Raw genomic sequence first — 21,155 nt, 5'->3', positions numbered from 1 at the left:
CCTATCGAGCGACACGGCGGAGGTAAACCTCTGTGGTGTGATTGCGGCGACCCGGCTAACGGCCGGCGATGCCGGCGACCGCGGCGACCGCGCCCACGACGGCGGCCGCGGCGGCCCGGAGCTGCTCGGCGCTGGTAGCCGTGGAGAAGGTGAAGCGCACGGCGGTCTGCGCCAGTTCCGGCGGCAGGCCGATCGCGGTGAGCACGGGGGAGGCCTCGTCGGAGCCGGCCGCGCACGCCGAACCGCTGGAGCAGATCACGCCGCGGCGCTCCAGCTCCAACAGCACAGCCTCGCCGCTGGTACCGGCGAACACGAAGGAGGCGGAGCCGGGCAGGCGGCTGCTCGGGTGCCCGGTCAAGGTCGCCTCGGGCACCGCGCCGAGCACGGCCGTGATGAACTCGTCGCGGAGGGCGGTGGCGTGATCGGCGGCGCCGGCCAGACGCTCGCCCTCCGCCAGCCTCAGCGCGGTCGCCAGGGCGACGGCCCCAGCGACGTTCTCGGTGCCACTGCGCCGACCCCGCTCCTGGCCGCCGCCGTGCAGCAACGGTTCCAACGGCAACCGACCGCGCACGAACAGCGCACCGATGCCCTTGGGGCGCCGACCTTGTGGCCCGAGATGCCGAGGGCGTCCACGCCGAGCGCGCGCACGTCCAGCGGCAGCCAGCCTGCGGCCTGCACCGCGTCCGTGTGCAGCGGCACCCCCGCCGCGGCGGCGACGGCGGCGAGCTCCGGAATCGGCTGCACCGTGCCGATCTCGTTGTTGGCGTAGTGCACGCTGGCGAGCGTGCTGTCTGGGCGCAGCAGGGCGGCGAGCTCGGCGGGGTCGACCCGGCCGGCGGCATCCGGGTGCAGGAAGTCAACGGTGAACCCGTGCAGCCGGCGCAGGTAGTCGAGCGACTCGAGCACAGCCTCGTGCTCGAGCGGTGTACTGACGATGTGCCGGCCGCGCGGCCGGCCGAGCGCGATGCCCTTGACGGCGAGGTTGTCGGACTCGGTGCCGCCGGCCGTGAACAGCACCTCGCCGGCCCGGCAGCCGAGCGCAGCGGCAACCTCGGACCTGGCCGCCTCGAGCGCGGCCGCGGCGGATTCCCCGGCCCGGTGGTGGCTGGACGGGTTGCCGAACTCGCCGCTCAACCACGGCCACATCGCGGCCAGTGCCTCGGGGCGCACGGGGGCGCTCGCGGCATGGTCGAGGTAGATCGCGTCGTGATACAGGGAGTTGCTGGGCTGGCTCATCGGGGGTTCCTAGGCGGAGAGGACCACATCGAGGCCGAGGTCGAGGGCGCGCACGCTGTGGGTGAGTGCGCCGACCGAGATGATGTCGACCCCGGATGCCGCAATCGCCCGCACCGTGTCGAGGCTGACCCCGCCGCTGGCCTCGACGATGGCCCGCCCGGCAACCTGCTGCACGCCCTGGCGCAGCTGTTCCGGGCTGAAGTTGTCGAGCATGATGGTGTCGATGCCGGCGGCCAGCACGGGTTCGATCTGGTCGAGCCGGTCGACCTCCACCTCGAGGTGGGTGGTGTGCGAGAGCCGGGCCCGGAGCGCCAGCAGGGCGTCGGTGACCGAGAGGTCGCCCGCGGTGAGCACGGCCAGGTGGTTGTCCTTGGCCATGACGGCGTCGCTCAGGCTGAAGCGGTGGTTGTGGCCGCCGCCGTCGCGCACGGCCTGGCGTTCCAGCGCCCGCAGCCCTGGCGTGGTCTTGCGGGTGTCGACGATGCGCGCCCGGGTGCCCTCCGTCTCGGTGACGTAGCGGGCGGTCAGCGTCGCGATGCCGCTCATCCGCTGCACCAGGTTGAGGGCGACGCGTTCGGCCTGCAGGATGCCGCGGGCCGGGCCGTTCACCCGGGCGAGCACGGCGCCGCGCTCGAAAGCGGCGGCATCCGGCACCAGGACCTCGACGTGGATGGCCGGGTCGGTCAGGGTGAAGGCGGCGCGCACGAGGGCGGCGCCGCTGAACACGCCGGCCTCACGGGCGACGAGTTCGGCCGTGGCCGTCGCCCTCTCGGGGATCAGCAGCTCGGAGGTCACGTCACCCCACGGGGCGTCCTCGAGCAGGGCGGCAGAGACCACGGTGGTGATGGCGGCATTGCTCAGCATGCGAGGGCTTCCTCTCGGGAGGCGGGTGTTTCGGAGGGTGCAGAGAGTGGGGCGTCGCGGCGGAAATGAGCGCCGACGGATGCGGTGCGGGCGCTCGCCGCGGCCACGAGCAGGCGGGCCAGGTCGAGCAGGTTGGCGTCCTCGATGGCGCGGCGGCTGGCGCCGGGGCCGGTGTACGGCCGGGGCAGCGCGGCCAGGGCGTCCGCTGCGGCGGCGAGCATATCGCCGTCCCGCTCAAGCCCGGCCGTGTCCCAGAGCAGCGTCTGCACCGTCGCGCGCAGCGCGGTGTGCTCGCGGTTCTCGTCGGGGCGTAGCCGTTCGGCGGATGCGCCGGGCGACACACCGTCAGAACGGGTGTCTGTCGTGGCGTGTCGCCGCTCGTATCCGCTGACTGGCAGATCGGCGGACGCCGCGACATCCGCCGTCAGCGCCCGTACCGCACGGTCGGCAAACACGGCCGCCTCCAGCAGCGAGTTCGAGGCGAGCCGGTTGGCGCCGTGCGCGCCGGTGCAGGCTGCCTCGCCGACGGCGAACAGGCCGGGCAGCGAGGTGCGGCCCCACAGGTCGGTGGCGATGCCACCCATCCAGTAGTGCGCGGCGGGCGTCACCGGAACGGGCAGGGTGGCCCAGTCCAGGCCGTTGTCGGTGCAGGCAGCCGTGATGGTCGGGAAGCGGCCGGCGAGCAGCGCCGCGTTCTCTGCGGCCGTCGGGGCGAGCGCGGTGGCGTCGAGCAGCACCGGCTGTCCGCCCTGTGCGGCCATCTCGACGGCGATCTCGCGCGCCACGATGTCGCGGGGTGCAAGCTCGGCGAGCGGATGCCGGCCGAGCATGAACCGCTCGCCGGCGCGGTTGCGCAGTACGGCGCCCTCCCCGCGCACCGCCTCGGAGACGAGCGGGGTGCCCGGAACGGCCAGCGCGGTCGGATGGAACTGCACGAACTCGAGGTCGCGCAGGCGTGCGCCGGCCCGCCAGGCGGCGGCGACGCCGTCTCCGGTGGCGATGGCCGGGTTCGTCGTGTGCCGGAACAGCTGCCCGGCGCCGCCGGTGGCGAGCACCACGGCGTCGGCATACAGCTTCTCGCGCCGCCCGTCGGCCGCCTGCAGCTCGGCCCCCACCACGCGGTCGGCGGCGTTCGGTGTCGGCTCGGTCAGCAACTCGACCAGCATGGTCTGCTCGCGCACGACGATCGGCCGGCGGGAGAGGGCGTCGAGCATGGCGCGGGCGATCTCGGCCCCCGTTGCATCGCCGCCGGCGTGCACGACCCGGGGCCGCACGTGCGCCGCCTCGAGCCCGCGGGCCAGCCCGGACTCGTCGCGGTCGAAGTGCGCGCCGAAGCGAATCAGGTCGCGCACCCGCGCCGGGCCCTCATCGCAGAGCACGCGCGCGGCCGCGGCATCGCTCAGGCCTGCGCCGGCGCGCAACGTGTCGAGCAGGTGGGCGTTGGGGGAGTCATCGGGGAACAGCGAGGCGGCGATGCCGCCCTGGGCGTGGCCGGTGTTGCTCTCGTCGAGGGCACCCTTGGTCACCAGGGTGACACGGTGCCCGGCATCGGCAGCGCGCACCGCGGCAAAGAGGCCGCCGAGCCCGCTGCCGATCACCAGAACGGTGCTCATCTCAGACGCCCGTCGCAGCAATAGCGGCGGCGGCAGCAGCAGGCGCGGTGCCGCCGCCGTTGGCGGGCGGCTTGGCGGCCAGCATCCGCTCGAGGGCAAGGCGGGCAGGCGCCGCCACCTCGGCGCTGACCGACACCTGGTTGACGACCTCGCCGGCAACCAACGATTCCAGCACCCAGGCGAGGTAGCCGGGGTGGATCCGGTACATGGTCGAGCACGGGCACACGACCGGGTCGAGGCAGAAGATGGTGTGCTCCGGGTGCTGGGCGGCGAGGCGCTGCACGAGGTTGATCTCGGTGCCGATCGCGAACGTCGAGCCGGCCGGGGCGGCCTGGATGGCCTTCGTGATGTAGTCGGTGGAGCCGTACTCGTCGGCGGCGTCCACAACGGGCATCGGGCATTCCGGGTGCACGATCACGCGCACACCGGGGTGGCTGGCCCGGGCCTGCTCGATCTGGGCGACGGTGAAGCGCTTGTGCACGCTGCAGAAGCCGTGCCAGAGGATCACCTTCGCGTCGTCGAGCTCTTCCTCGGTGTTGCCGCCGAGCGCCTTGCGCGGGTTCCACATCGGCATCTGCTCGAGCGGAACGCCCATCGCCTTCGCCGTGTTGCGGCCGAGGTGCTGGTCGGGGAAGAACAGTACCCGCTGACCGCGCTCGAACGCCCACTCCAACACGGTCTCGGCGTTGGAGGACGTGCAGACGATGCCGCCGCGCTCGCCGCAGAACGCCTTGAGCGCCGCGGAGGAGTTCATGTAGGTGACCGGGATGACGGGCACCCGGCCGGTCTCGTCCGGCTCGGTGCCGTAGAGCTCTTCGAGCTGCTCCCAGCACTCGGTGACCGAGTCGATGTCGGCCATGTCGGCCATCGAGCAGCCGGCGGCCAGGTTCGGCAGGATCACGGCCTGCTCGGGCGTGGAGAGAAGGTCGGCTGTCTCGGCCATGAAGTGCACACCGCAGAACACGATCGCCTCGGCATCCGGCCGCGACCGGGCGGCGCCGGCCAGCTGGAACGAGTCACCGATGTAGTCGGCGTGGGCGACGACCTCGTCGCGCTGGTAGAAGTGGCCGAGCACGAGCACCCGGTCGCCGAAGGTCGCCTTCGCGGCGCGCACCCGGGCGTCCAGCTCTTCGTCGCTGGCCGTCTTGTACTCGGCGGGCAGCGCGCCCTGGCGCGGCGAGCCGGTCGGGATCACGTCGCCCATGGAGGAGCCGGGACCGTAGGAGACGGGGCCGGCGTCGAACTCCCAGGGGCCCTTCGCCAGCTCGGGCGAGCAGCTCTCGGTCGCAGAAGAGCCGCTGGAGATCAGCTGGATGACGCGGTCGACCGATGCGGTCATGGCAGGGTTTTGTGCGGTGGTGCTCATGATGCCTTCCCAGGGGTGGCGCGGCCGAGGGGGCCGAGGTCTGCGGGGTCGCCGTTCGCGGAGTGAACGGTGGAGTCGAAACGGTAGAGGCGGGGCGGCCGGTGCGGGGTGCCGGCCAGGTACTCGTCGGTGGCGATGACGGTCTTCGACGCCTCGATCGTGCGGCGGAAGTTCGCCGGGTCGATGGGCCGCTGCAGCACGGCCTCATGCACCTCGCGCAGCTGGGCGAGGGTGAACGTCTCGCCGAGGAAGGCGTGCGCGATGCGGGAGTACTCCAGCTTGGTGCGCAGCCGCCAGAGGGCGTAGTCGACGATGAGGTTGTGGTCGAAGGCCAGCTCCGGCAGGTCGTCGGCCGGGAACCAGCGCACGTTCTCGCCCTCGGCGGCGCGGGCCGCCTCATCGGACTGCACGAGCGCCCAGTAGACGACGGAGACCACCCGGCGTCCGGGGGAGCGATCCAGCGCCCCGAAAGTGTAGAGCTGCTCGAGGTATTTCGGGGTGAGCCCGGTCGTCTCGTTGAGGGTGCGGGCTGCGGCCTTGCCGAGCTCCTCGTCGACGGGAAGCCAGCCGCCCGGCAGCGCCCATTGGCCTTCGAACGGCTCGCGGGTGCGCCGCACGAGCGGCAGCCAGAGCGAGGGGAGCTCGGATGACGGCTCTGCGTGCAGCGCGAAAATGACGGTCGAGACCGCAAGCTCGGCCGTGGCTGGCTCGTGCGCCGGTTCGTGGGCCGGGGCTGAACTCATGCGTCATCCGCCTCTCGCAGATACCTCAGGGTCAAATTGACTCTAAGTCAGGATGCCCATCTTATGGTCAACTTGACCTGAAGGCAATTGCGTGACCCAGGCGGGCGCCGCGCGCGGCGCCCCAGCCCGCGCGCTATGCTGGCAGCAACTGAATATCGGGCCACATGGTCGACGCGGGAGAGCCGGGCGCAGCGATGCGTATCGGCACCGAAGGAGCAATCCTCCCCGACAATCTCTCAGGTATAAGTACCGCGTCGATTTGGCCACTCTGGAAAGAGGATCTCGCCAAGCGAGATCCCGCCCAAGGTGAAAGCCGCACTCCCTGCCGACTCCGGCGGGCCGCGGTGAAACTCTCAGGCCGGATGACAGAGGGGGAGTTCCGAGACGGTCACGCGACCGTCCAGAATCTCGCCCGGCGCCTGCCGGTTCGACGTGAGGAACTCCTTGTCAATGACTGACGCCACCACCGATACCACCGGCACCGCGCGCTTCTCCCCGCTGCACCAGCAGCACGTCGACGCCGGCGCCAGCTTCACCGACTTCGGCGGCTGGCAGATGCCCGTGCGCTATTCGAGCGACCTCGCCGAGCACCACGCCGTGCGCACAGCCGCCGGCATCTTCGACATCTCGCACATGGCCGAGATCCTCGTCGAGGGCCCGGCCGCTCCGGCGTTTCTCGACTACGCCCTCGCCGGCAAGATCTCGGCCGTCAAACTCGGCCAGGCCAAGTACAGCCTGCTGCTGAACGCGGATGGCGGCATCGTCGACGATCTCGTCGTGTACCGGCTGGGCGAGGAGCGATTCCTCGTCGTCGCCAATGCCGGCAACCGTTTTGCAGTTGTTCCGGCCTTGGCCGAGCGCGCATCCGGCTTCGACGTGACCGTCACCGACCTGAGCGACCAGATCGCTCTGATCGCCGTACAGGGGCCAGCCTCCCGCGCGATCCTCGAGGCGACGACGGGCATCACCGGGCTCGGCATCGCGCTCGACGAGCTCAAGTACTACTGGTCGACGGATGCCGCCTTCAACGGCGCCCCGCTCCTCATCGCCCGCACCGGCTACACCGGCGAGGACGGCTTCGAGCTGTACATCCAGACCGACGAGGCGGCCGAGCTCTGGGCCGCGCTCAGCGCGGCCGGCGCCGACCACGGCCTCGTTCCCTGCGGGCTCGCCAGCCGCGACACGCTGCGCCTGGAGGCCGGCATGCCGCTCTACGGCCACGAGCTCGGCACCGACGTGTTCCCGGCGCAGGCGGGCCTCGGCCGCGTCGTCGCACTGGCCAAGGAGGGCGACTTCGTCGGCCGCGCCGCCAGCGAGCGGGGCCCGGCAGAGGGCGCCCGCGTGCTCGTCGGCCTCGCCGCAGAGGGCCGCCGGGCCGGCCGCGCCGACTACCCGCTGTTCGCCAGCACGGATGCCGACGCGCCCGCCATCGGCGTGATCACCAGCGGCGCGCTCTCGCCGACGCTCGGCCACCCGATCGCGATGGCCTTCGTCGACCCCGGCCACGCAGAGCTCGGCACCGAGATCTTCATCGACGTGCGCGGCAGCCGCGTGCCGGCATCCGTCGTCGCTCTGCCCTTCTACAAGCGCGACAAGTAACCCCAGAACACCCCGATCACCCCACTCAAAGGAGCCATCATGGCCGAGCCCACCACCCTCCAGTACACCGCCGACCACGAGTGGCTGCTCGTCGACGGCAACACCGCCGTCGTAGGCATCACCGCCTACGCCGCCGACCAGCTGGGCGACGTCGTGTTCGTCGACCTGCCGGACTCCGGCGACGAGATCACCGCTGGCAGCGTTGTCGGCGAGATCGAGTCGACCAAGTCGGTCGGCGAGCTGATCATCCCCGTCGACGGCACCGTCACCGAGATCAACCAGGCCCTGGTCGACGCACCCGAGCTGATCAACTCCGACCCCTTCGGCGAGGGCTGGCTCATCAAGATCAGCTTCGCCGAGCTGCCGACGCTGCTGAGCTACGACGAGTACAGCGCGCTCATCGCCGACTAGTCACCGAGCGCATCCGCTTCTGACGAACATCCGTTTGAACCAGCACAGAGAATCTCGAGAGCAATGAACCCCACCTCATCTGCATTCAATACCGACGCCTTCGGACGCCGCCACATCGGCGTCGGCGTGAACGAGCAGCAGCAGATGCTGCAGACGCTCGGCTACGACAGCCTCGAGGACCTGCTCACCGCAGCGGTGCCCGAGTCGATCCGCGTCGGCGAGATTCTCAATTCGGCGATCCCGGATGCCGCAACAGAACGCGAGGCGCTGGCCGAACTGCGGGCCATCGCCGACCAGAACACGGTGCGCACCTCGATGATCGGCCTCGGCTACTACGGCACCATCACGCCGTCGGTGATCAAGCGCAACGTGCTCGAGAACCCGAGCTGGTACACGGCGTACACGCCCTACCAGCCGGAGATCTCGCAGGGCCGCCTCGAGGCGCTGATCAACTTCCAGACGATGGTCACCGACCTGACCGGGCTCGACACCGCCAACGCGTCGATGCTTGATGAGGGCACCGCCGTCGTCGAGGGCATGCTGCTGGCCCGCCGCGCGTCCAAGCTGAAGAACAACCGCTTCATCGTCGACGCCGACGTGTTCCCGCAGACGCTCGCGCTGCTCCAGTCACGTGCTGAGGCCGTCGACATCGAGCTCGTCGTCACCGCGCTGAACGCCGACACCGACGTGGCCGCTCTCGGCGAGCACTTCGGAGCGTTCGTGCAGTACCCGGGCGCCTCCGGCCGGGTCTGGGACCCGTCCGCCGTGATCGCCGCGTCGAAGGCGCAGGGCGCCCTCGTCGTCGTTGCCGCCGATCTGCTGGCCCTCGCGCTGCTCACCTCGCCGGGCGAGCTCGGCGCCGACGTTGCCGTCGGAACCAGCCAGCGCTTCGGCGTGCCGATGGGCTTCGGCGGCCCGCACGCCGGCTACATGGCCGTGCGCGCCGGCCTCGAGCGCCAGCTGCCCGGCCGCCTCGTCGGTGTGTCGAAGGATGCCGTCGGCCACCCCGCCTACCGCCTCACCCTGCAGGTGCGCGAGCAGCACATCCGCCGCGAGAAGGCCACCTCGAACATCTGCACCGCGCAGGTGCTGCTGGCCGTCATGGCGAGCATGTTCGCCGTCTACCACGGCCCGGCCGGCATCCGCCACATCGCCGTCAGCACCGCGCTGAAGGCCCGCGCCCTCGCCGACGTGCTCACCGGCTACGGCCTCACGTTGGCCAACGACGACTTCTTCGACACGATCCGGGTGCACGTTCCCGGGCTCGCATCGACCGTGATCGAGCGTGCCCGCGCCCGCGGCTACAACCTCTGGGAGGTGAGCGAGGCCACCGTCGCCATCTCCGTCGACGAGACCACGACCGAGGCCGACCTGTCGCTCATCGCCGAGGCGTTCGGCCTGCCCGAGCGCACCCCGGTCGCCGTGCAGCTGACCGCCGACGCCCTGCGCGCCGCCGTGCCAGCCCCGCTGGTGCGCACCAGCTCCTACCTCGGCCACCCGGTGTTCAACTCGCACCACTCCGAGACGCAGATGATGCGCTACCTGAAGAGCCTTGCCGACCGCGACTACGCGCTGGACCGCGGCATGATCCCGCTCGGCTCCTGCACCATGAAGCTCAACGCGGCCACCGAGATGGAGGCCGTCACCTGGCCCGAGTTCGCCGGCCTGCACCCCTTCGCCCCCGAGGCCGACGTGCTCGGCTCGCTCGCCCTGATCGAGCAGCTGGAGAGCTGGCTCGCCGAGGTCACCGGCTACGACTCCGTATCGCTGCAGCCGAACGCCGGCAGCCAGGGCGAACTCGCCGGCCTGCTGGCGATCCGCGGCTACCACCGTTCCAACGGCGAGCTCGAGCGCACCGTCTGCCTGATCCCGCAGAGCGCGCACGGCACCAACGCGGCATCCGCCGTGCTGGCAGGCATGAAGGTCGTCGTCGTCGCCTGCGACGAGCTCGGCAACGTCGACCTCGACGACCTGCGCGCCAAGATCGCCCTGCACGCAGAGCAGCTCTCGGCCCTCATGATCACGTACCCGTCGACGCACGGCGTCTACGAGCACGAGGTCACGGCCATCACCCAGGCCGTGCACGATGCCGGCGGCCAGGTCTACGTTGACGGTGCCAACTTGAACGCCCTGCTCGGCTTCGCCCGGTTCGGCGACTTCGGCGGCGACGTCTCGCACCTCAACCTGCACAAGACGTTCTGCATCCCGCACGGCGGCGGCGGACCCGGCGTCGGCCCGGTCGCGGCCAAGGCCCACCTCGCCCCGTTCCTGCCCGGCCACCCGCTGGCCCAGCGTGCGGACCACGGCCCGTACGTGCACGCCGGCGGACCGGTCTCGGCCGCCCCCTACGGCAGCCCGAGCATCCTCCCGATCACCTGGGCGTACATCCGCATGATGGGCGCGGAGGGTCTCAAGCAGGCCACCGGCGCCGCCGTGCTGAGCGCGAACTACATCGCCGCACGCCTGGCCCCGCACTACCCGGTGCTCTACACCGGCGACAACGGCCTGGTCGCGCACGAGTGCATCCTCGACCTGCGCCCGCTCACCGAGGCGACCGGCGTGACCGTCGACGATGTGGCCAAGCGCCTCGTTGACTACGGCTTCCACGCCCCGACCATGTCGTTCCCCGTCGCGGGCACGCTCATGGTCGAGCCGACCGAGTCGGAAGACCTCGGTGAGATCGAGCGCTTCATCGAGGCCATGGTCTCGATCAAGGCCGAGGCGGATGCCGTCGCCGCCGGCGTCTGGCCGGCCGACGACAACCCGCTGCGGAACGCCCCGCACACCGCGCAGTCGGTCGTGACCGGCGACGACGGCTCGGGGGAGTGGACGCACCCGTACAGCCGCGAGACCGCGGTCTACCCGGTGCGCTCGCTCATCCGCAACAAGTACTGGGCCCCGGTGCGCCGCATCGACCAGGCCTACGGCGACCGCAACCTGGTCTGCGCCTGCCCGCCGCCGGAGGCCTTCGCCTAAACCGTCTCGTCCATCGAGAAGCAAGAAAACGCACCAAGACTTCGGTCTTGGTGCGTTTTCTTGCTTCTCGATGAATTCTGGGCGGGAGGGGCGGTCACCCGTGCCAGCCGCCCGCGATGAGTGCGGCGCGAACCTGGGCAACGGCCGTCTCTGGGCGCACGAACAGCCCGTGCTTGCGCACTCGGATCACGGTCCAGCCCGCGCGGCGGATCGCGTCGAGCCGGGTCAGATCGCGCTCGTACTGCGCGGTGCTCGTGCGGTGTTGGTCACCGTCGTACTCCACAACGACCCGCCACTCCGGGTAGACCATGTCGACCCGTCCCAGGAAGCGACCGCCCGAGTCCTTCAGCACCTGGTTGAGCAGCGGCTCGGGAAGGCCCGCATCAACCAGCAGGAGTCGGAGCAGCGTCTCCGGTCGCGACTCCGCACCGGTGCGCACCCGGGCGAGCGCGGCAACGGCCGCGCGCTTCCCGCGCCCGCGGTGGGCCGCCAACTGATCGGCCAGTTCGGCGATGGTCGCATAGGGGCGCGGGTCGAGAGGGTCGAGCAGGAACGGGTCGAGCACGAGGTAGTCGCCGACGACCACGAGTTCATCGGGCGGGAGGAGCCCGGCGAGCTGCACCCACATTGCGGCGGCGCTGGCAACCGGCAGCCCGTGGCGGAGCTGATGCGGAACGCCATCAGCGGGAAAGTCGTGCCCGATGACGCCGCGTGTGTGCGGCGGGCGCTGCGGCGCGCAACTCGATACATGGAGCGGCTCGGCGGCGCCGATTGCCCCTGGCCCGAACTGCGCGGGAAGCGGTGCGCCCCACAGCCGCGCGGCGGTGAGGTGGCTGAAGAACTGGCCGGGTCGCATCCGCTTCGCGTACGCCCGGCAGTGCTCGAGTGGGTCGTCGTCGGTGCTCTCCGTGGCGCGGATGCCGTGGAACGGGCTTCTGAGATCGTTGCTGCGCAAACGCCCCAGAGTGAGGCCAGCATCGCGGCCGTCGTTCACCGAAAAGGCGCGCCCGCCCCGCTCGGGCGGCAGCGGCACAAGGCGAGGCATGCCCCATGATCGCGCGAAGCCCGCATCCCGCGCAGAAGTTATCCACAACGCGGCCTCCTCGCGCCCGCCAACACAATCGACAAGCAAGAAAACGCACCAAGACTTCGGTCTTGGTGCGTTTTCTTGCTTCTCGATTCAGGGTGTGGCCGGGCGCGGCACGTGTCAGGCGCTGAAGAGGGTCGGCCACCAGAGCACGGCAAGCGGGTAGAGCACGAAGGACGCCGCATCGAGGATCCAGTGCGCCACGACGAGCGGCATGGTGCGGCCGCGCTTCTCGTAGAACCAGCCGAACAGCACGCCCATGGCGAAGTTGCCGAAGAACGGGCCGATGCCCTGGTACAGGTGGTAGCTGCCGCGCAGGGTCGCGCTGCCGAGGATGATCGCCCAGCGGTTCCAGCCGAACTGGCGCAGCCGGGTGAACAGGTAGCCGACGACGATGATCTCCTCGCTGAGCGCCGCATTCGCGGCCGAGAGCAGCAGGATCGGGATCGTCCACCAGAACGTGTCCAACGGCGAAGCGCTGATGGCGACGGTGATCCCGAGCGCGCGGCCGGCCAGGTAGAGCCCGATGCCCGGGATGCCGATGACGGCCGCCAGCAGTAGGCCGGCGCCGAGGTCGCGCCCGGGCCGGGTGAGGTCGAAGCCTATCCGGCGGAACGGGCTGTGGCCCGGCCGCCAGAGCAGGTAGAGCACCAGGGCGACGGCAAACAGCGCGAAGAAGATGTGCAGGAACTGGTAGGTGAAGTCGAGCCACTCCCGGGTCGACTGCGCGGTGTTCAGGGCGGTGCTCTGATCGCCGAGGGGAACCGGTTGGGTCAGCTTGGCGATCAGCGAGACGATCGAGTAGACGGCGGATGCCCCGAGCGAGAGCCCCAGCACGATGACGAGCTCGATCCACAACCGCCGACGCATGGCCGGGTCGGTGATGGCCGCAGGCCGCTCAGGCATCACGACTGGCCGACCCGGCAGGCCGGCGTGCCACCGGGCAGCGCGAAACGGTAGCGCGCAACCAGCGCGTAGCCGAGTGCGGCGGCCCAGGAAAACGGCGGCAGGTTCATCAGGTGGCCGAGCAGGCGGAGGGCAGCGACCGGCTGATGCGTCAGCAGTCCAGCCACAGCGCGGTGGCCGCCGAGGCGGCGGACGGCTCCGCCCCCATCGCGCACGACGAGCCACACCCTCGAGGCGGCATCCGTCTCGCTCAGCCCGTGATCCCCAAGCGCCGTCCACTGGTAGGGGGAGGCTTCGGGCATGGCCGGCAGGGTGCGTCGGAGCCAGCCGACGGCGCTCGTGCAGAACCCGCAATCGCCGTCAAAGATGAGCAGTGCGGGATGCGAAGAGGCTGCGGAGACCATGGGGTAATTCAAGCACGCGCGGGACGCGCAAGATCCTGCGACCGTTAGACGAATTATGTTGAATTTTGTAAGAATCTGCAGAAAATCTGCGCATGACGTTGCTGGTCTATAACAGTTGGACACTGGATTTGCAGATGGTGGCCGCGCTGCATAATCTCGTGGGTACTTGGCGCGGCGGTGCGACAAATGGATTCCGTGCTGCCGTTGCCCACTTTGCACAGGAGGAAAACTTGAAGATCAAGAAGCTAGGCCTCGTCGCCGTCGCTCTTGCTGCCGCCAGCGCGCTCGCGCTGAGCGGTTGCGCGACCGACAGTGGCAGCGGCGATGGCAGCACGACCGGTTCCACCGGTTCGTCGACGGCCATCATCACGACCAACGGTTCCGAGCCGCAGAACCCGCTGCTCCCCGCCAACACCACCGAGACCGGTGGCGGCAAGATCACCACGTCGATCTTCGCTGGTCTGGTGTCGTACACGGCAGACGGCGCCATCGAGAACGAGGTCGCGAAGTCGATCGAGTCCGACGACGCCACCAACTGGACGGTCACGCTCAACGACGGCTGGAAGTTCACCAACGGCGAGCCCGTTGACGCTGCCTCCTTCGTCGACGCATGGAAGTACGCGGCACTGTTCAGCAACGCACAGAGCGCCTCCTACTTCTTCGACAACATCGTGGGCTTCTCCTACGACGCTGACACCGAGCTCACCGGTCTCAAGATCGTTGACGACAAGACCTTCACGGTCGAGCTTGCTGCTCCCGAGGCCGACTGGCCGCTGCGCCTGGGCTACACGGCCTACATGCCGATCCCCAAGGCCGGCCTCGCCGACATGGAAGCCTTCGGCCAGAACCCGATCGGAAACGGCCCGTACAAGCTGGCCTCCGACAAGGCTTGGGTCCACGAAGAGAAGATCGACCTGATCACCAACCCCGACTACAAGGGTGTCCGCACCCCCGCCAACGGTGGCCTGACGATCATCTTCTACCCGACGCTTGAGGCTGCATACGCCGATGCTCAGGGTGGAAACCTCGACGTGCTCGACGGTGTGCCGGACTCGGCATTCCAGACCTTCGAGACCGACTTCCCGGAGCGCAACGCCAACCAGGCCGCCGCGATCTTCCAGGCATTCAACATCCCCGAGTACATCGCGCACTTCAGCGGTGAAGAGGGACAGCTGCGTCGTCACGCCATCTCGATGTCGATCAACCGCGACGAGATCACCGACGTCATCTTCCAGGGCACCCGTACCCCGGCGACCGACTACACCTCGCCGGTCATCAACGGCTGGACCGACAAGCTCAAGGGCGCCGACGTTCTCGCGTACAACCCGGAAGAGGCCAAGAAGGTCTGGGCCGAGGCTGACAAGATCTCGCCGTTCGAGGGCGAGTTCACCATCGCGTACAACTCCGACGGTGGCCACCAGGCCTGGGTCGAGGCTGTCACCAACAGCATCGCGAACACGCTCGGCATCACCGCCGCTGGCAAGCCTTACCCGACGTTCGCCGCAATGCTGGACGACCGTAAGAACCAGACGCTGACGGGCGGCGTTCGCGCCGGCTGGCAGGGCGACTACCCCTCGATGTACAACTTCCTCGCCCCGCTCTACCAGACCGGTGCAGGCAGCAACTACGAGGGCTACACCAGCCCCGAGTTCGACGGCCTCCTCAAGGAGGGCTCGAACGCCAAGACCATCGAAGATGCAACCGCGAAGTACCAGGCTGCACAGGAGGTCCTGCTTTCGGACCTCGCCACCGTGCCGCTCTGGTACTCCAACGTCGTGGGCGTCTGGTCTGACCAGGTCGACAATGTTGTGTTCGGCTGGGACTCCGTCCCGCTGTACAGCCAGATTACGAAGAAGTAGCACCCGCTACTAACTTCACCCCATAGCTCGCCCTGCTGCCCGAGTCACAAACCCGGGCAGCAGGGCGACTAGGCTTCTACAGTGATTGTGACCCCCATGCTTCTCTCTGTGAACGGAGGATGCTGATGCTGTGGTACACCGGCAGACGTATTCTCCAGATGATTCCCGTCTTCTTTGGCGCGACATTTTTGATTTATTTCATGGTCTTCTCTCTTCCCGGAGACCCCATCGCCGCACTTTACGGTGATCGACCCCCCGCTCCCGGCGTCATTGAGCAGGTGCGGGCGCAGTACAACCTCGACAAGCCGTTCATCGTGCAGTACCTCCTCTACATCGGCGGACTGTTCCAGGGCGACTTCGGCACGACCTACTCGGGTCGCCCGGTCAGTGACGTCATGGCTCAGGCATTCCCGATCACGCTGCGCCTGGCCACCCTCGCGCTCTTCTTTGAGGCCGTCTTCGGCATCATCGTTGGTCTGGTCGCCGGTCTCCGCAAGGGCAAGTGGTTCGATGCGAGCGCTCTCGTGGTCAGCCTGCTGCTGATCTCGGTTCCGACGTTCGTCATCGGTTTCGTATTGCAGTTTGTCTTCGGCATCCAGTTGGGCTGGGCGCGCACAACAGTGAGCAGTGCGGCGCCATACAGTGAGCTGGTCCTACCGGCCATCGTGCTGGCATCCGTCTCGTTCGCCTACATTGTGCGATTGACCCGGGCCAGCGTCGCCGACAACTTGAACGCGGACTTCGTGCGCACGGCAACAGCAAAGGGGCTGTCCCGCCGCCGCGTCGTCTCTGTCCACGTTTTGCGCAACTCGCTGGTACCCGTCGTGACCTTCCTGGGTGTCGACCTGGGTGCGCTCATGGTCGGTGCCATCGTCACGGAGGGCATCTTCAACATCAACGGAGTGGGTGGCACCGTCTACCGCGCCGTGATTCTGGGCGAGGGCCCGACTGTCGTCTCGTTCGTCGCGATCATGGTGATCATCTTCGTTGTCGCGAACCTGCTCGTCGACCTGCTCTACGCCCTGCTTGACCCGAGGATTCGCTATGCAAAATAGAAAATTCCAAGAGCACTACGTTGCTCCGCTCGAAGAGACACCCGTCGCAGTCGTCGACAAGCTCGACGAGTCGCAGAAGGCCCGCAGCACGTGGGATGACGCCTGGGATTCCATGCGCCGTCGCCCGTCGTTCTGGTTCTCCTCCGCGCTGATCCTGCTGATTCTGGTCGTTGCGGCGTTCCCGGGGTTGTTCACCTCGGTCTCGCCCAACCTCGGCTGTGAACTGGCGAACAGCAACGGTGCACCCACGGCGGGCCACCCGCTCGGGTTCACCCGCCAGGGCTGTGACGTTTACTCGCGCATCATCTTCGGTACGCAGGCATCTGTCACCGTCGGCCTGATCGCGACACTGCTCGTCACGTTCAGCGGAATCATCATCGGATCGCTCGCCGGTTACTACGGTGGCTTCCTCGATTCCTTCGTCTCGCGGGTCGGCGACATCTTCTTCGCGATCCCCACCGTTCTCGGTGCGATCGTTCTGATGTCGGTCATCCCGGAGCGCACGCCGCTCACGGTGGCATTCGTGCTCGCCGTGTTCGCCTGGCCACAGATCGCCCGCATCATGCGTGGTGCCGTTCTCTCGGCAAGCAACTCCGACTACGTCACGGCGTCTATCGCGCTCGGCGTTTCGAAGTTCAAGATCCTGGTCCGCCACGTGGTGCCGAACTCGATCGCCCCGGTGATCGTGGTCGCGACGATCTCGCTCGGAACCTTCATCGTCGCCGAGGCGACGCTGTCCTTCCTCGGTATCGGCCTCCCGCCGACCGTCATGTCCTGGGGCAACGACATCGCCCAGGCGCAGACGTCGATCCGCACCAACCCGCAGGTGCTCCTGCTCCCGTCCGCTGCGCTTTCGCTCACCGTGCTGTCGTTCCTGATGCTCGGCGACGTGGTGCGTGACGCGCTTGACCCGGCAGCGAGGGCACGTCGATGACCCAGATCATGAACGAGAACAAGAGCCAGAACATCGATACCTCGGAAACGCCACTGCTGCAGATTCGCAATCTCGAGGTAGGCTTCCGCACCCAGCGCGGCCTCGTGCCTGCTGTCCGCGGCGTCGACCTCACCCTCTACGCCGGTCAGAGCCTGGCCATCGTGGGGGAGTCGGGATCTGGCAAGACCACGACCGCTCAGTCGATCATCAACCTGCTCCCGGGCACCGGCGCCGTCACCGGCGGCGAGATCCTGTTCGAGGGCCGTGACCTCACCAAGCTCTCGGCCAAGGAGATCCAGGACGTCCGTGGACGCCTGATCGGCTACGTGCCGCAGGACCCGATGTCGAACCTCAACCCGGTCTGGAACATCGGTTTCCAGGTCGAGGAGGCCATCAAGGCCAACGGTGTCGCGCAGGGCAAGGAGGCGCGTCTTCGCGCCATCCAGGTTCTGCAGGAGGCCGGACTGAGTGACGCGTCTGAGCGTCTCAAGCAGTACCCGCACCAGTTCTCTGGCGGCATGCGCCAGCGCGTGCTGATCGGTATCGGCCTCTCGGCCCGCCCGAAGCTCCTGATCGCCGACGAGCCGACCTCGGCCCTCGACGTGACGGTGCAGCGCCAGATCCTGGACCACCTGGGCACGCTCACGCGTGACTACGGCACCTCGGTGCTGTTCATCACGCACGACCTCGGTCTGGCTGCTGAGCGCGCCGAGCAGCTGGTTGTCATGTACCGCGGCAGGATCGTCGAGTCCGGCTCCTCGCAGGAGATCCTCGCGAACCCGCAGCACCCGTACACGCAGCGCCTCGTTGCGGCCGCGCCGAGCCTCGCCTCACGGCGGATCCAGTCGGCCAAGCACGCGGATGCCGCGGCGCCCGCGATCTTCTCGGGCGACTCGCTCGACGCGACGCTGATCGCCCGCGCTGCAGAGCGCGAGCAGGCCGCTCCGGAGAAGCCGCTGATCTCGGTGCAGAACGTCTCCAAGACGTACCGCATCCGCCAGCAGGGCTTCAAGTACAACGAGCTGCAGGCCGTGAACGGCGTGAGCTTCGGTGTGCAGAAGGGCACGACCACGGCCATCGTGGGCGAGTCCGGCTCCGGCAAGTCGACGGTCGCCAAGTTGATCCTGCAGCTGGAGTCCATCACCAGCGGCAAGATCGAGTTCGACGGCCAGGACGTCGCAGCGCTGAAGGGGGCGGAGCTGCTCAAGTTCCGCCGCCGAGTGCAGCCGGTGTTCCAGGACCCGTACGGCTCGCTCGACCCGCAGTACAGCGTCGGCAACACCATCGCCGAACCGCTGCTCGCGCACAAGGTCGGCACCGCCAAGGAGCGTCAGGCCCGCGTGCTTGAGCTCCTCGACCAGGTGTCGCTGCCCGCGTCGACGCGTTACCGCTACCCGAGCGAGCTCTCGGGTGGCCAGCGTCAGCGCATCGCCGTGGCCCGGGCGCTCGCGCTCAAGCCCGACGTGCTCGTGCTCGACGAGGCGGTCTCCGCCCTCGACGTGCTCGTGCAGGGTCAGATCCTGAACCTGCTCACCGAGCTGCAGACCGAGCTGGGCCTCACCTACCTCTTCATCACCCACGACCTCGCGGTCGTGCGTCTGATCGCCGACAACGTCTGCGTCATGAAGAAGGGCGAGATCATCGAGGCGGCGACCACCGACGAGGTCTTCGACAACCCGCGTGAGACCTACACGCAGGACCTGTTGGCGGCCATCCCGGGCGGGAACTTCGTCTTCGGACGCTAAGTCTCCGGCGCCTCTACGCGCACCACAACGATCGGCCCAGTCCCCGGCATCCGGGGGCTGGGCCGATTTTGTCGCAATTCAGGGTAAACTGGTTGCATAGGGTATCAGCGAACCTCGATTTCGCAACTGTAAGACCGGCCCTATCGCGCGCTTCATCAGTGCTCTTCTCAGCCTGATCCCGTCGAGCAGAGTGCTCGCCGCGAGGCGCAACTCAACGCACAAAGCAGACCAAGGACAAACTTTTATGGCACTCGCCACGCGCGATAACCTCCGAAATGTGGCGATTGTCGCCCACGTTGACCACGGCAAGACGACCCTGGTTGACGCCATGCTGCGCCAGACCGACTCGTTCGCCGAGCACGCTCACCTCGAAGAGCGCGCCATGGACTCCAACGAGCTGGAGCGCGAAAAGGGCATCACGATCCTTGCCAAGAACACGGCAGTTTCGTACAAGGGCAAGCACGCCACCGACGGCCCCATCGTCATCAACGTGATCGACACCCCCGGCCACGCCGACTTCGGTGGCGAGGTTGAGCGCGGTCTCTCCATGGTGGACGGCGTCGTACTCCTCGTTGACTCCAGCGAGGGCCCGCTGCCGCAGACCCGCTTCGTGCTGCGTAAGGCACTCGAGGCCAAGCTGCCCGTCATCCTGTTGGTCAACAAGACCGACCGCCCCGACGCTCGTATCGATGAGGTCGTTGCCGAGAGCCAGGACCTGCTCCTCGGCCTGGCCAGCGACATGGCCGACGAGGTCCCCGACCTCGACCTGGACTCGATCCTCGACGTTCCCGTCGTGTACGCGTCCGGCCGTAACGGTGCCGCCAGCCTCAACAAGCCGGAGAACGGCTCGCTGCCGGACAACGACGACCTTGAGCCCCTCTTCGAGGCCATCCTCAAGCACGTTCCGGCTCCCGTCTACGACGACGAGCACCCGCTGCAGGCCTGGGTCACCAACCTGGACTCCTCGCCGTTCCTCGGCCGCCTCGCGCTGCTGCGCATCTTCCAGGGCACCATCAAGAAGGGCCAGACCGTGGCCTGGGTCAAGCACGACGGCACCGTTGCCAACGTGCGCGTGACCGAGCTCTTCATCACGAAGGCTCTGGACCGCTTCCCCGCCGAGAGCGCAGGCCCCGGTGACATCGTCGCCGTCGCCGGCTTCGAGGACATCTTCATCGGTGAGACCCTCGCCGACGTCAACGACGTGCGCCCGCTGCCGACCATCACGGTCGACGACCCCGCCATCTCGATGACGATCGGCACCAACACCTCGCCGATCATCGGCAAGGTCAAGGGCCACAAGCTCACCGCTCGTATGGTCAAGGACCGTCTCGACCGCGAGCTCGTCGGTAACGTCTCGCTCAAGCTGGTCGACATCGGTCGTCCGGACGCCTGGGAAGTCCAGGGTCGTGGCGAGCTCGCCCTCTCCATCCTCGTCGAGCAGATGCGTCGCGAGGGCTTCGAGCTCACCGTCGGCAAGCCGCAGGTGGTTCTGAAGAAGGTCGACGGCAAGACCCACGAGCCGCACGAGCACCTCACGATCGACGCTCCCGAGGAGTTCCTCGGTGCGATCACGCAGCTGCTCGCCGCCCGCAAGGGCCTGATGGAAGGCATGTCCAACCACGGCACCGGCTGGGTTCGCATGGAGTTCGTCGTTCCCTCGCGCGGCCTCATCGGCTTCCGCACCGAGTTCATGACCATCACCCGTGGTGCTGGTATCGCCAACGCCGTTTCGCACGGCTACGCCCCGTGGGCCGGAGAGATCACGACCCGCACGAACGGCTCCATCGTGGCCGACCGCGCCGGTGTTGCCACTCCGTTCGCCATGGTCGCTCTGCAGGAGCGCATGTCGTTCTTCGTCGAGCCGACGCAGGAGGTCTACGAGGGCATGGTTGTCGGCGAGAACTCGCGCGCCGACGACATGGACGTCAACATCACCAAGGAGAAGCAGCTCACCAACATGCGCCAGTCCACCTCGGACTCGTTCGAGCGCATGACGCCGTCGCGCAAGCTGACGCTGGAGGAGTCGCTCGAGTTCGCCCGTGAGGACGAGTGCGTCGAGGTGACGCCCGAGTTCGTGCGTATCCGCAAGGTGGAGCTCGACTCCACCGCGCGCGCCCGCACCTACTCGCGTCTGAAGAAGCAGAACCAGGGCTAGTCTCTGCACCGGGAACGGCCGTCACGCATCGCGTGGCGGCCGTTTCTGCGTCTGCGGCATCCGTGCCCCTTGGCCCGGATGGGGCGGGATCGTGCGGGGATAGCCGGGATCGGGCTGATCAGGCGCGCCGATAAGATGGGGATCTCTCAGCTTAAACAGATCGGTACCGCCCTGGGCGCCCAGCCGGCGTTCCTACACTCGT

15 protein-coding genes, 1 pseudogene and 2 riboswitches are annotated in these 21,155 nt (G+C 68.3%); of the genes and pseudogenes, 8 read left to right on the top strand and 8 right to left on the bottom strand.

Going from position 1 to position 21,155, the window contains the following annotated elements; all coding sequences use genetic code 11:
* Window positions 1-55 precede the first annotated feature (55 nt).
* From AWU67_RS09320 to AWU67_RS09300, 5 genes and pseudogenes are all read right to left on the bottom strand, one after another.
* A pseudogene (locus AWU67_RS09320) lies at window positions 56-1,236 on the bottom strand (cysteine desulfurase family protein).
* A gap of 9 nt (window positions 1,237-1,245) precedes the next feature.
* Window positions 1,246-2,100 carry a carboxylating nicotinate-nucleotide diphosphorylase gene (gene nadC / locus AWU67_RS09315; protein WP_067228175.1) on the bottom strand — a complete coding sequence of 285 codons (855 nt, stop codon included), beginning with the start codon at window positions 2,098-2,100 and terminating at the stop codon, window positions 1,246-1,248.
* Entirely contained in the window at window positions 2,094-3,713 is a 1,620-nt protein-coding gene (gene nadB / locus AWU67_RS09310; RefSeq protein ID WP_067228173.1) for an L-aspartate oxidase, read from the bottom strand. The genes nadC and nadB overlap by 7 nt, the downstream gene beginning before the upstream one ends.
* 1 nt (window position 3,714) lies before the next feature.
* Window positions 3,715-5,052: a quinolinate synthase NadA gene (gene nadA, locus AWU67_RS09305; RefSeq protein ID WP_082716887.1), complete on the bottom strand. Its 1,338-nt coding sequence runs from the start codon at window positions 5,050-5,052 to the stop codon at window positions 3,715-3,717.
* Window positions 5,053-5,075: 23 nt separating this feature from the next.
* On the bottom strand, window positions 5,076-5,822 hold the full coding sequence (locus tag AWU67_RS09300) for an NUDIX hydrolase (protein WP_067228168.1): 747 nt from the start codon (window positions 5,820-5,822) through the stop codon (window positions 5,076-5,078).
* 164 nt (window positions 5,823-5,986) lie between these two features.
* Window positions 5,987-6,084, top strand: a riboswitch (glycine riboswitch).
* Window positions 6,085-6,201: riboswitch (glycine riboswitch) on the top strand.
* Window positions 6,202-6,272: 71 nt separating this feature from the next.
* Here AWU67_RS09300 and gcvT point away from each other — a divergent pair.
* The 3 genes from gcvT (at window position 6,273) to gcvP (ending at window position 10,808) form a co-directional block, all read left to right on the top strand.
* The gene (gene gcvT, locus AWU67_RS09295) at window positions 6,273-7,421 is read left to right on the top strand and encodes a glycine cleavage system aminomethyltransferase GcvT (RefSeq protein ID WP_067228165.1); all 1,149 of its coding nucleotides are present in this window, start codon (window positions 6,273-6,275) and stop codon (window positions 7,419-7,421) included.
* 39 nt (window positions 7,422-7,460) lie between these two features.
* The gene (gene gcvH / locus AWU67_RS09290; RefSeq protein ID WP_067228163.1) at window positions 7,461-7,832 is read left to right on the top strand and encodes a glycine cleavage system protein GcvH; all 372 of its coding nucleotides are present in this window, start codon (window positions 7,461-7,463) and stop codon (window positions 7,830-7,832) included.
* A gap of 63 nt (window positions 7,833-7,895) precedes the next feature.
* Complete coding sequence (gcvP, locus tag AWU67_RS09285) at window positions 7,896-10,808, top strand: aminomethyl-transferring glycine dehydrogenase (protein WP_067228161.1); 2,913 nt, start codon at window positions 7,896-7,898, stop codon at window positions 10,806-10,808.
* Between the two features lie 94 nt (window positions 10,809-10,902).
* Here gcvP and AWU67_RS09280 read toward each other — a convergent pair whose 3' ends face one another.
* The 3 genes from AWU67_RS09280 to AWU67_RS09270 all read right to left on the bottom strand — a co-directional run bounded on the left by AWU67_RS09280 (window position 10,903) and on the right by AWU67_RS09270 (window position 13,205).
* Entirely contained in the window at window positions 10,903-11,763 is an 861-nt protein-coding gene (locus AWU67_RS09280) for an endonuclease domain-containing protein (RefSeq protein ID WP_160329736.1), read from the bottom strand.
* A 252-nt stretch (window positions 11,764-12,015) separates the two neighbouring features.
* Window positions 12,016-12,801: a CPBP family intramembrane glutamic endopeptidase gene (locus AWU67_RS09275; RefSeq protein ID WP_067228156.1), complete on the bottom strand. Its 786-nt coding sequence runs from the start codon at window positions 12,799-12,801 to the stop codon at window positions 12,016-12,018.
* Window positions 12,801-13,205: a thiol-disulfide oxidoreductase DCC family protein gene (locus tag AWU67_RS09270; RefSeq protein WP_067228153.1), complete on the bottom strand. Its 405-nt coding sequence runs from the start codon at window positions 13,203-13,205 to the stop codon at window positions 12,801-12,803. Before AWU67_RS09270 ends, AWU67_RS09275 begins: the two co-directional genes overlap by 1 nt.
* A gap of 230 nt (window positions 13,206-13,435) precedes the next feature.
* On the opposite strand from AWU67_RS09270, the gene AWU67_RS09265 reads away from it, so the two are divergent.
* The 5 genes from AWU67_RS09265 (at window position 13,436) to typA (ending at window position 20,953) form a co-directional block, all read left to right on the top strand.
* Window positions 13,436-15,064, top strand: a complete 1,629-nt coding sequence (locus AWU67_RS09265) for a peptide ABC transporter substrate-binding protein (RefSeq protein WP_067228151.1) — start codon at window positions 13,436-13,438, stop codon at window positions 15,062-15,064.
* 125 nt (window positions 15,065-15,189) lie between these two features.
* On the top strand, window positions 15,190-16,119 hold the full coding sequence (locus AWU67_RS09260; RefSeq protein WP_067232499.1) for an ABC transporter permease: 930 nt from the start codon (window positions 15,190-15,192) through the stop codon (window positions 16,117-16,119).
* Window positions 16,109-17,053, top strand: coding sequence for an ABC transporter permease (locus AWU67_RS09255; RefSeq protein ID WP_067228148.1), 945 nt, complete (start codon window positions 16,109-16,111; stop codon window positions 17,051-17,053). The genes AWU67_RS09260 and AWU67_RS09255 overlap by 11 nt, the downstream gene beginning before the upstream one ends.
* Entirely contained in the window at window positions 17,050-18,798 is a 1,749-nt protein-coding gene (locus AWU67_RS09250) for a dipeptide ABC transporter ATP-binding protein (protein ID WP_129586678.1), read from the top strand. The genes AWU67_RS09255 and AWU67_RS09250 overlap by 4 nt, the downstream gene beginning before the upstream one ends.
* Before the next feature lie 244 nt (window positions 18,799-19,042).
* On the top strand, window positions 19,043-20,953 hold the full coding sequence (typA, locus tag AWU67_RS09245; RefSeq protein ID WP_067228146.1) for a translational GTPase TypA: 1,911 nt from the start codon (window positions 19,043-19,045) through the stop codon (window positions 20,951-20,953).
* Window positions 20,954-21,155: the final 202 nt, after the last annotated feature.

This window comes from Microterricola viridarii (genome assembly GCF_001542775.1).
GTDB lineage: Bacteria > Actinomycetota > Actinomycetes > Actinomycetales > Microbacteriaceae > Microterricola > Microterricola viridarii_A.
This window is presented reverse-complemented; position numbering and strand designations above follow the sequence as displayed.

Bases quoted from the DNA above. Each gene is read 5' to 3' on its own strand.
- nadA (WP_082716887.1), bottom strand. From the start codon at position 5,052: ATGACCGCATCGGTCGACCGCGTCATCCAGCTGATCTCCAGCGGCTCT.
- nadC (WP_067228175.1), bottom strand. From the start codon at position 2,100: ATGCTGAGCAATGCCGCCATCACCACCGTGGTCTCTGCCGCCCTGCTC.
- typA (WP_067228146.1), top strand. From the start codon at position 19,043: ATGGCACTCGCCACGCGCGATAACCTCCGAAATGTGGCGATTGTCGCC.
- nadB (WP_067228173.1), bottom strand. From the start codon at position 3,713: ATGAGCACCGTTCTGGTGATCGGCAGCGGGCTCGGCGGCCTCTTTGCC.
- AWU67_RS09260 (WP_067232499.1), top strand. From the start codon at position 15,190: ATGCTGTGGTACACCGGCAGACGTATTCTCCAGATGATTCCCGTCTTC.
- AWU67_RS09255 (WP_067228148.1), top strand. From the start codon at position 16,109: ATGCAAAATAGAAAATTCCAAGAGCACTACGTTGCTCCGCTCGAAGAG.
- gcvP (WP_067228161.1), top strand. From the start codon at position 7,896: ATGAACCCCACCTCATCTGCATTCAATACCGACGCCTTCGGACGCCGC.
- AWU67_RS09270 (WP_067228153.1), bottom strand. From the start codon at position 13,205: ATGGTCTCCGCAGCCTCTTCGCATCCCGCACTGCTCATCTTTGACGGC.
- AWU67_RS09250 (WP_129586678.1), top strand. From the start codon at position 17,050: ATGACCCAGATCATGAACGAGAACAAGAGCCAGAACATCGATACCTCG.
- gcvH (WP_067228163.1), top strand. From the start codon at position 7,461: ATGGCCGAGCCCACCACCCTCCAGTACACCGCCGACCACGAGTGGCTG.
- AWU67_RS09300 (WP_067228168.1), bottom strand. From the start codon at position 5,822: ATGAGTTCAGCCCCGGCCCACGAACCGGCGCACGAGCCAGCCACGGCC.
- AWU67_RS09275 (WP_067228156.1), bottom strand. From the start codon at position 12,801: ATGCCTGAGCGGCCTGCGGCCATCACCGACCCGGCCATGCGTCGGCGG.
- gcvT (WP_067228165.1), top strand. From the start codon at position 6,273: ATGACTGACGCCACCACCGATACCACCGGCACCGCGCGCTTCTCCCCG.